The organism is Trinickia dabaoshanensis, assembly GCF_002879885.1.
Taxonomy (GTDB): domain Bacteria; phylum Pseudomonadota; class Gammaproteobacteria; order Burkholderiales; family Burkholderiaceae; genus Trinickia; species Trinickia dabaoshanensis.
Map to the genome: position 1 here is coordinate 1 of NZ_PNYA01000052.1, position 8,886 is coordinate 8,886.

Annotated in this window: 11 protein-coding genes; 7 read left to right on the forward strand and 4 right to left on the reverse strand. The window is 59.7% G+C overall.

Annotated features, from left to right (window positions below):
• Positions 1–354: 354 nt before the first annotated feature.
• Both C0Z18_RS32075 and C0Z18_RS32080 read right to left on the reverse strand, forming a co-directional pair.
• A complete protein-coding gene (locus C0Z18_RS32075; protein ID WP_102649491.1) occupies positions 355–1,245 on the reverse strand; it encodes a DMT family transporter in 891 nt (296 codons plus the stop codon).
• The gene (locus C0Z18_RS32080; protein ID WP_102649492.1) at positions 1,242–2,162 is read right to left on the reverse strand and encodes a bifunctional helix-turn-helix transcriptional regulator/GNAT family N-acetyltransferase; all 921 of its coding nucleotides are present in this window, start codon (positions 2,160–2,162) and stop codon (positions 1,242–1,244) included. The genes C0Z18_RS32075 and C0Z18_RS32080 overlap by 4 nt, the downstream gene beginning before the upstream one ends.
• A gap of 445 nt (positions 2,163–2,607) precedes the next feature.
• Here C0Z18_RS32080 and C0Z18_RS32085 point away from each other — a divergent pair, with 445 nt between their 5' ends.
• The 3 genes from C0Z18_RS32085 (at position 2,608) to C0Z18_RS32095 (ending at position 4,087) form a co-directional block, all read left to right on the forward strand.
• Positions 2,608–2,982: a VOC family protein gene (locus C0Z18_RS32085; protein ID WP_102649493.1), complete on the forward strand. Its 375-nt coding sequence runs from the start codon at positions 2,608–2,610 to the stop codon at positions 2,980–2,982.
• 186 nt (positions 2,983–3,168) lie between these two features.
• The gene (locus C0Z18_RS32090) at positions 3,169–3,738 is read left to right on the forward strand and encodes a GNAT family N-acetyltransferase (RefSeq protein WP_158244349.1); all 570 of its coding nucleotides are present in this window, start codon (positions 3,169–3,171) and stop codon (positions 3,736–3,738) included.
• 55 nt (positions 3,739–3,793) lie between these two features.
• Positions 3,794–4,087 carry a type II toxin-antitoxin system HigB family toxin gene (locus tag C0Z18_RS32095; protein ID WP_102649495.1) on the forward strand — a complete coding sequence of 98 codons (294 nt, stop codon included), beginning with the start codon at positions 3,794–3,796 and terminating at the stop codon, positions 4,085–4,087.
• A 53-nt stretch (positions 4,088–4,140) separates the two neighbouring features.
• On the opposite strand, the gene C0Z18_RS32100 is transcribed toward C0Z18_RS32095, so the two are convergent.
• A complete protein-coding gene (locus tag C0Z18_RS32100) occupies positions 4,141–4,512 on the reverse strand; it encodes a YciI family protein (protein ID WP_102649496.1) in 372 nt (123 codons plus the stop codon).
• Between the two features lie 311 nt (positions 4,513–4,823).
• Here C0Z18_RS32100 and C0Z18_RS32105 point away from each other — a divergent pair, with 311 nt between their 5' ends.
• Positions 4,824–5,018: a YqaE/Pmp3 family membrane protein gene (locus tag C0Z18_RS32105; RefSeq protein ID WP_102649497.1), complete on the forward strand. Its 195-nt coding sequence runs from the start codon at positions 4,824–4,826 to the stop codon at positions 5,016–5,018.
• Positions 5,019–5,276: 258 nt separating this feature from the next.
• Complete coding sequence (locus tag C0Z18_RS32110; protein WP_146014164.1) at positions 5,277–5,828, forward strand: hypothetical protein; 552 nt, start codon at positions 5,277–5,279, stop codon at positions 5,826–5,828.
• Positions 5,829–5,956: 128 nt separating this feature from the next.
• Here the strand turns inward: C0Z18_RS32110 and C0Z18_RS32115 are convergent, their stop codons facing one another.
• On the reverse strand, positions 5,957–6,589 hold the full coding sequence (locus C0Z18_RS32115; protein WP_102649499.1) for a response regulator: 633 nt from the start codon (positions 6,587–6,589) through the stop codon (positions 5,957–5,959).
• A 67-nt stretch (positions 6,590–6,656) separates the two neighbouring features.
• Between C0Z18_RS32115 and C0Z18_RS32120 the strand changes: the two genes are divergently transcribed.
• Together C0Z18_RS32120 and C0Z18_RS32125 are read left to right on the forward strand one after the other, a co-directional pair.
• The gene (locus C0Z18_RS32120) at positions 6,657–8,489 is read left to right on the forward strand and encodes an ATP-binding protein (protein ID WP_233217585.1); all 1,833 of its coding nucleotides are present in this window, start codon (positions 6,657–6,659) and stop codon (positions 8,487–8,489) included.
• Between the two features lie 152 nt (positions 8,490–8,641).
• On the forward strand, positions 8,642–8,886 hold a 245-nt coding region (locus C0Z18_RS32125; protein WP_146014165.1), incomplete at its 3' end, for an ESPR domain-containing protein.

The following is an 8,886-nucleotide window of genomic DNA, read 5'->3' on the forward strand; positions in this document are numbered from 1 at the left end:
ATGGAACCGCTCGGCTATATCCCGCCCGCTGAAGCTGAGGCAAACTACTACCGGCAACTCTGCAACCCAGTTGCAATGCCGGCATCAACTTAAACCAACCAGCCTCCACGATTCCCGGGGCGGTTCACTGAGAGGTCGATCCCGCGTTTGCTCAGCGCTATTGTCAGCTCGCGCAGTGTAGGACTATTAGGCATGGACTAGGCAACACACGGTTCGACGTGAGGAATCGGATTCTATTGCATGGCAGCGTACATTGGATGTTCGACGCTAAGACGGTTCTCGCGCGCTCCAGTGCGACGAGGCCAAGCGGCGACATCGGGGTGGCATCTGCTATAGCGTCGGATTGCGCACAGGTTACGCGGCGGCTGCCTCGGGACCGGCCGCCCGTAGTGCCACGAGAAGTCCAGCAACGACGAGTGCAATAGACAACAGCAGTTGCCACGACGGAAGCTGACGCGCGATGGCGAGTTCGATGGCCGCCGCTGCCACCGGCCCGAGAGCCTGAAACGCGACAACACGGCTGGCATCCATTCTGGCGAGCGCCCAAAGCCAGCAAAAATAGCCGAGTCCGCTGGACAGTCCGATGAACGTGACATTCGCCCATTCTGATGTCGATAATCGAGGTCCGATCGGTTGCGATGTGAACCAGCAAAGGCCGCCGAGGAACACGACAGCCGCGCTCATCGCCAACGCACCGGTGGGCAACGCTGGGTAGCGCCGCAAATATGGCCGATACAGAATGCTGCAGACCGCACCGGTAACCGTCGCACCGACTAAAGCAGCGAAGGCGGTAGGATCGATTGCATGTATCGTGAGATGCGACGACGAGCTAAGCAGAACGACGATGCCGCAGATGGCGAGTATGAGTCCCGACAGTTTGGTCCAGCGAAAGACCTCACGGCGCAGTATGACCGCGAGGGACATCGTGAATAATGGCATCGTCGAGAAGACAAGCGCACACGTCGCTGCCGCCAGCGTCCTCAGCGCCTGATTGAGCAACACGATAAGTATCGCGAACTGAAAGACGCCGAGGAGGCCGACCGCGACGACATCCTTTGGGGAGAATCGAGTGCGTGTGCCGAACAGCATCGGCACGGCGAGCACGGAGATGCCGATCAAATACCGCAGGAAGGCGAGTGTTTCCGGTGATGCGTGGCTGGAGACAGCTCGGGTCGATACCATTGCCGCCCCGACCAAGACGCCGGTAGTGGCGGATGCGAGGGTTGCTTTGCCGTGATCGCTCACAGGTCACGCGCCCAGATTTGCCCGACCAGATCTTTCCCAAAACTTCGATGCGGCTCCTCTTCGATCAATTGGAACCCCGCCTTTTCGTAGATCTTCCGCGCATCGGTGAGCACGCTGTTGGTCCACAACTCCATCCTCTTGTAGCCCGCAAGGCGAGCAAAGCGAAGGCATTCGTCGACCAGACGACGGCCGATGCCCAAGCCGCGCGCACTTGCGTCAACGGCGAGCAGCCGCAATTTGGCAGTCACATCATCCTGGCGGACGACGAACACTGAACCGACCGCCTTTCCGTCCTTCTCCGCTATCCAGCATCGTTCCGACTTCGGATCGAACTCGCGCACGAACTTGGCGACGATCTCGGCAACCAATGCTTCGTACTCCGAATTCCAGCCAAATTCCTGCGCATACAGAATTGCCTGGCGGTGGACAATCCAGCCCATGTCGCCCGGCTGGGGGTCTCGCAGTATGTAGCCCGGTTCCGGATCGCCAAGGAGCGTCTGAATTTGACCCATTGACTCCACCAGCTGGTGCTGTGCGGACTCCGGCATTCGTTCGAGCATGGCAACGACTTCACGCTGCGAAGCGTCGTTCAACGGTTCGAACGTCGCGCGCCCCTTTTCTGTCAGCTCCAACCGTGCGATCCGCGCGTCCGTTGCCGATCGTGTCCTGGTGACTAGCCCTTTCTTCTCGAACCCGGAAATGACGCGGCTCAGATAGCCTGCGTTGAGCCCCAGTTCCCGGCACAAATCCGAAGTGGTGAGTTCCTTGCGATGGGCCAGCTCATAAAGAATTCGAACCTGGGTCAGCGAAAACTCGCTGTCCAAGAGGTGTTCGTGAAGGACGCCGATCTGACGGGTATAGAAGCGATTGAAACTGCGGACGGCGAGAGCGCGATCCTCGAGGGTGGACGTAGACATAGGGGTGGCCTAGTTGTTGCCTGAGGCACATTATTGCGTGCCTCAGGCAACAATGTCAATCAGTGCGTGAGGTTGCGCTCACTTCATATACACAGCCGTTCGCGTTGGCGCCGTTGAGCGAGCGATGCAGGTCGATACACGTGCCGCCCAATGTCCTCGTGCGCGCCCGCGTGATTTAACCGAATCGTGTGTCCGGGGGGGGGGCACTTTCGGACCTTCGTTGCGACGTCCTCCATTGTCGACAATCCGGTCAGCATTGCTCGCCGCGCACGCTTTCCGCCTTGATCGGTAGCAAGTACAGTACGGGCGTATCTCCTCTGATGCTAAGGCGGGCCCGATGGACGCCGTCAGGCAGAGGTCGGCCAAAAGGTGCTAGTGGACCGCCCCTGGCAAAATCGACGACAATCCGCTAGAGCCATTAACCTCTACATAGTTGGAGAGTCCAATGCCGGTGCTCATGACTAGGTTGATACTTTACGTCCGCGATGTTGGGTTGCTGAAGTCCTTCTATCAAACCCATTTCGGGTTTCCAGTCACCGAAGAAATCGAAAACGAATGGGTTGTGCTGAAGCCCGGTGAGATGGAGCTCGCGCTCCACAGAGTGGGCGAAGCCTTTCGCGAACTACCAAAGCATGCCACCACTTCGAATTCAAAAATCGTCTTCTCGGTGGAGTCAGGGCTATCAGAGTTGCGCGAGAAACTATTGAACGCCGGAGTTCGAATGCGTGATTTGAAACGCTATGATGGCTTCGCCCAATTGATGTGCGATGGAGAGGATCCCGAGGGAAACGTCTTTCAGCTTTCACAGGCTGACAGTTGAGCGACCGCTTTGTAGAGGCGCGAGTGTCACGTAAGGGTCGCGTGCTGCCGAGCGGCGCCGCTGAGGCGGGTCCGTGCGGCATGCGAATTGCCCGAACGGCGCCCAGCCGCAGACCTTCACTCGACATCAAGTTCGCGATCGTTGAAAATCGGCCACGGATACTCGTTCCTGATGACGAATTCTCCTATGAAGCCCATCCTGATTGATCTCCCCGATGCAATACATACTGAGCGATTAACCATCCGGGCACCTCGCTTAGGTGATGGCCGGAAGGTCTTCGAGGCGGCGGTCGAATCGCTTGATGCGTTAAGAGAATTTCCGGCGTCGTTGCCATGGGCACTTGAAGAGCCGTCGATAGACGCATCGGAGGCGTTCTGTCGAACCGGGGTCTCTAATTTCATCGCTCGGCATGATTTTCCAATGCTTTTTTGGCTTCGGGAGTCCGACACATTGATCGGCTGCGGAGGGCTTCACAAGCCTCGTTGGGCAGCGGGAACCTTTGAGACCGGTTGGTGGGGGCGAACTTCTTTTACTGGGCAAGGCTTGATCACCGAGGCGGTAAAAGCAGTACTGGACTTCGCGTTCTCGTCATTGGCGGCACACCGGGTCGAGGCTTTGCCGGATGATCTCAACGAAAGAAGCTGGCGATTATGCGAGCGCGTCGGAATGGATTACGAAGGTACTCTTCGTCACGAACGGATTGCGCCGGACGGCGTGTTTCGGAACTCCCGCATGTATTCGAGGATCTCGTGCTAACGCTGCCGAACTGAATGTGTTGGATGTACCTTTTCGGTCGACTCGATTGTTCCATATGGGTCGGGCTGCGACCGCCCGACGCTGCCCACATTCAATCTCCCTTTGCTTGAAAGAAGGTTGTCACGGAATCCCCGGATGTCGTCGTTGGCCACCGTGTACCAGGGAACAAGGGCAAGCTCACGCGGCAGCGTCGAAGACCAAATGGAAGACTCCGCGGAGCATCAAGAGCCAGTATGTCAGCGCGAGCTTCGTCTGTCGGAACCGCGTGGCCATCAACATCAAGGGCAACGATTTCCGCCATGGACAGAGATGCCTAGTCTCCGGCGCCGTCTTTTCCCCGGAACCGTGAAGGTTTTTGTGGAGAAAAGGGCGCCAACGCATTCTCGAGACAGGCGTAGGCCCCTATTGGACCGGGTGGAAATTCATGGGGATAAGCTCGACGGCCCATCCGCCTTCTTCGCCCAGCGTGGCGGCCGGGTGCATGGACGCGATGCGCAGCGCCTCGTCAGGGCTATCCGCTTCGATGATGAACAGGCCGCCCACGACTTCCTTCGACTCGGTGTAAGGCCCATCGGTGACGTGTGTCTTGCCGCTGCGCGGGCGAAGCGTCCTCCAGCTATCCAGGTCGCCAAGCGACGCAGAAACTAGAACCTTGCCAGTGGCGCGCATCTTTTCGTCCAGGGCAGGGCATTGGCTTACCAATTCCTTGACGTCGTCTGACGCCATGGCGGCGAATTTTTCGGGGGTGTAGTAGGCTAGGCCGAGGTATTTCATGGCAAGTCCTTTGGGTGGTGATGTACTGACGACGAAGCTGATGCTCGGAAATCGACAATGCTCCGGGAAAATTTTTTGCGGGTCTCGCCTGCCAGTCCGCTCGGGGCGGGTTATGCCTCGTGCATGAGACCTTGATTTTCCATTCTCCTTACCTCAGAGTTCGAAGAACCGGGGGGGGACTACAACCCTCCGGCAGGAATGCGGGACCAAAGAAGCGGTCGCGACTGAAGCGGGAAAAATTAGGCGTGTTTCGTGCCTCGCGGGCCGGCAGCCAAAATCAACAACAACGTAACACCACACAAGGACTAGAAATGCGTCTTTTGCTTGCCCTGATTGTGCCGTGGCTGCAATTCTTCACGATCGGCCGTCCGTTCGCCGGACTCATCTGCCTACTGCTTCAGATCACTCTCATCGGCTGGATTCCGGCCGCGATTTGGTCTGTCTACGCACTCAGCCAATACAAGACGGACAAGAAGATCGAGCGCGCCCTCGCGAGCCGCGGTTGAGCGGCAAAACGCGACGCGTGCCAGCTCAACGAATTCGATGGAACGAAGAGCGACTGGCATTCGCCCACTACGACGCGGCTACTAAAGGACCCGTTGACCCTTAACCGAAGCCACATGTCGTCGCGTCGTTCGTTTGCCTCATCGTCATGACGTAGCGAAGCACTTAGTTTGGGGATGTCCGGCGCTCGATCTCTCGGCGCCGGACGTGCGATGCGCGCCGCGTGTCGCACGCGTTGCCCACCCAACCAGGAGTGCGACATGCCGCTTTACCCGAAATTGCCGAGCAGAGTGAAGCCTAGCGAGCTGACGATGATCAACCCGGTCTGGATCGACATTCAGACCGACCCGCAGGAGTTTGTCGCGAACAAGAGCGTCACGTTTCTCTGGGTCATGCGCGACGACGGCAGTGTCATCGTCGGCGTCGAAGAGCCTTGGAAGTATCCCGACGCGTTCTCGCCGAGCGTACGGCCGATGCTCGAGGAAATGAGGAAGCACTACGAGGCCAAGGCCGCGTACTGGGACGAGCACAGCGTCCGCGATGGCAGCGGCGGCCACCCGACACTCGCGGCATGGTTCTCGCCGAGCGGTGAGGCATCGGGGCACGCGGGCTTCGCGTATATCGGCGGAGAGTTGCGCTACGAGGCCGAGACAGGCTGGATTCTGACCAACCAGTCGGGACGCTTCGGCCGCCGCGACGAGTTGAACGACGGAACGGTGACGAGGGCCGACGTACTGCTAGCGATGAACGCCGCCGCCCAGCGCATCCGGGAAAAGACGGGCCTCACGGTCACCGTCCGCGTGATGCAGTAACGCGCGTGGAGACGATCGGGCGCGGTTAGCGCGCGTTTGCGCATTTAGAAGCTCATCGCGCGCGCGCCCGGTCGAGGGAGATCCAGCACCGGTTCGGGGTCGCGAGTCGTAGGGCTGGCGTGTGCGCGTCAAGAAACCGGCGGTGTCATGGCCAGTCCGTCCCGGATGGCGTAGGCGGTCAATTCGGCAACGTTGTGCAACGACAATTTCGACATCAGATTCTGCCGGTGTTTGCGCACCGTCAGCACGCTCAGATCAAGCTTCTCAGCGATGTCCCGGCTCGAGTGTCCGTTGGCGATCAGCACGAGGATTTCTTTTTCCCGCGCGGTGATCGATTGCGCAACGCTGTCGTGGACGGTCTCCAACGTATGCGCGAGCGCCTTGCTCACATACCGGATGCCGGACAGCACCAGGGAAATCGCATGAAGAAGTTCGCCGCTGTCTTCGTGTTTGAGTGCGTAACCGTCTACGCCGGCCGCAACGGCAGACCTGACTGCGGAAGCACTCTGGTTGCCCGTCACGACGAGAATTCGGGTCTGCGGGCATTCGCCTCTGATCTGTTGCGCTAGCTCGATGCCGCGGCAGCCCGGCAAATCGAGGTCAAGCAATAACAGGTCCGCCTGTGTATCGCGCACGAGCTGACTGACCATGCGCCCGTCTCCCGTCTCGCCCACCACGCACCAGTTACTCCTTGTCGTTAGCAGTAACTTCATTCCGTCGCGAATCATGGCGTGATCTTCGGCAAGCACGATTCTTTTCATTTTTCTTTCACCGGTTGACGAGCCACTCGATGCCTCGTTCTTTTGCGACAATGCCGGGCGGTCCCCGATGCAGACGCATCATACGGCGGAACGGATTTCCCGAGGACCGGACCTTACACAAGACCAGACGCGCGTGTTCAAAATGACAAACAGAATACCCCACGAATATGGCGACAATGTGCGCCTGGCGCTGGTCAACACGTTGTATCGCCAGGCGCCGCCCATCCTGTTCGGCAATATCGCCGTGGTCAGCCTGACGGTATTTCTGCTGTGGCACGAGGTTCCGCGACGCGATTTGCTGGCGTGGGCGGCCGCGATCTATGTACTGACCGGCATGCGCATCGTGATGGTGTGGCGCGATCGTCGAGCGGCTGAGCACCCTGTCGCGACGGCTATGCGTCGCGTCCGGCGATACACGGCGTTCTCGGCCATATCCGGCTGCCTGTGGGGCTCCATGGGAATTGTGTTCTTTGCGCCGGACAACGCCGTCGTGACGGTCCTTATCTGCATCGTGCTGGCCGGCATGACGGGCGGGTCGGTGGCTTCGCTGTCCTGCTGGTGGCCGACCTATCTTGGCTTTGCCTTGCCGACCGTGCTGCCGTTCGCCATTCGCTCCTTCATGCATGGCACGCCTCTGTTTTCCGTGCTGGGATTCCTTTCGCTGTTCCTGCTGGGCGTGAACATCGCATTCAGCCGGACCTTGCAACGGACGGTGCGCGACGCCGTATTGTTGCGTTTCGAGAACGTGGGCCTGATCCGGCAACTGACCGAGCAAAAGGAGCGAGCCGAGATCGCCAATCGAAGCAAATCGCAATTCCTGGCTGCCGCGAGCCACGACTTGCGTCAGCCCGCCCATGCGCTGGGTCTCTACATCGCAACGCTGCGCGCCATGGCCGGGGCGCCGACCATCAGGGGCGCGGCGCTCGATGAGATCGCCGAACGCCTGCAGGCGGCGTTGAAAGGCATGTGCCAGTTGCTGAATGTATTGCTCGACGTCTCGCGGCTCGATGCGGGGGTGATCGAAGTCGAGCCGCGCTGTTTTCCACTTCAGCAGGAGATGGACGCGCTGGAAAGCCAGTTTCTCAGCGCCGCCTCGGCGAAAGGGCTGACACTGAGAATTCGCCGGACCGCAATCTGGCTGGATACCGATGCAGTTCTCCTGCGCAATATCCTGACCAACCTGGTGTCGAACGCGGTGCGTTACACGGGCCATGGAGGCATCCTCGTCGCGTGCAGGCGCCGCGACGCCGACGTAGAGATCCAGGTTTTCGACACCGGAATCGGAATCGCATCGGATCAACTGCCCGGCATCTTCAGGGAGTTCTATCAGGTCGACAATGCAGCGCGCGATCGGGAACAGGGGCTGGGGCTCGGTCTGGCCATCGTCCAGCGCACGGCCACCTTGCTCGGTGCCAGTGTCCAGGTGCGCTCGCGGCCTGGGCGCGGCTCGCTCTTTTCCATCAGGCTGCCGGTCATGCAAAACATTCGTCCATCTGGAACCGGCACGCAGGCGCAACAGGCGCCGGCGGTTTCCGGCGGCCCGAAGAAGACGATTCTGGTCGTGGACGACGATCGTGACGTGCTGGGCAGTATGCAGACCCTGCTCGGCGCCTGGGGGCACACCGTTGTCGCGGCGCAATCTCTGGAGCAGGCAATGTCGGCAGCCAGGTCACATGGGTCGCTGCTGGAATTTGTCGTGACCGATTACAGGCTGGCGAGGCACGTGACGGGTGTCGATGTTATCCGGGCAGTGACCGACTCGATCGGGCGAACGATACCGGCGATCATCATCACCGGCGATACTTCGACCGAAGGCATCAATGCCGCTTCGTCGAGTGGATATCGCGTCATGCACAAGCCGCTCGATCCGCACGAACTGCGGGCGCTGATCGAGATGTAGCCTGCGTGAAACCGCGTGGGTGACTACTGCATATGCAGTATTTACCTCGATCGAGCCCATGCGTTACCGTCCGCCAATCGGGGATTTCTGAATTCTCAAAACGAATGTGGCGGCGTAACGGCGTGCACGGCAGGTATCGGGGAAAAAAATAAATGAATCAGTCGTACCGGGTGGTTTGGAACGCCACACACGCGGTGTGGCAGGTTGCATCGGAGCGGGCTCGTGCACGCGGCAAGGCATCGAGCAAGGCAGTTGTGGCCATCGGCTTGCTGCTGGGCGGCGTGTTTGCGCCAATGGCGGGGGCTAACGCCCAGGTGTCTCTGCTCATCGGTAGCGGAGGAAGCGGCGGTAGCGCCGGCGGCGGCGGCAACCCCGGCGGCAGTGGCGGGCTCGGCGG

Bases quoted from the DNA above. Each gene is read 5' to 3' on its own strand.
- C0Z18_RS32080 (WP_102649492.1), bottom strand. From the start codon at position 2,162: ATGTCTACGTCCACCCTCGAGGATCGCGCTCTCGCCGTCCGCAGTTTC.
- C0Z18_RS32100 (WP_102649496.1), bottom strand. From the start codon at position 4,512: ATGAAATACCTCGGCCTAGCCTACTACACCCCCGAAAAATTCGCCGCC.
- C0Z18_RS32105 (WP_102649497.1), top strand. From the start codon at position 4,824: ATGCGTCTTTTGCTTGCCCTGATTGTGCCGTGGCTGCAATTCTTCACG.
- C0Z18_RS32090 (WP_158244349.1), top strand. From the start codon at position 3,169: ATGAAGCCCATCCTGATTGATCTCCCCGATGCAATACATACTGAGCGA.
- C0Z18_RS32110 (WP_146014164.1), top strand. From the start codon at position 5,277: ATGCCGCTTTACCCGAAATTGCCGAGCAGAGTGAAGCCTAGCGAGCTG.
- C0Z18_RS32095 (WP_102649495.1), top strand. From the start codon at position 3,794: ATGGGTCGGGCTGCGACCGCCCGACGCTGCCCACATTCAATCTCCCTT.
- C0Z18_RS32085 (WP_102649493.1), top strand. From the start codon at position 2,608: ATGCCGGTGCTCATGACTAGGTTGATACTTTACGTCCGCGATGTTGGG.
- C0Z18_RS32115 (WP_102649499.1), bottom strand. From the start codon at position 6,589: ATGAAAAGAATCGTGCTTGCCGAAGATCACGCCATGATTCGCGACGGA.
- C0Z18_RS32120 (WP_233217585.1), top strand. From the start codon at position 6,657: ATGCAGACGCATCATACGGCGGAACGGATTTCCCGAGGACCGGACCTT.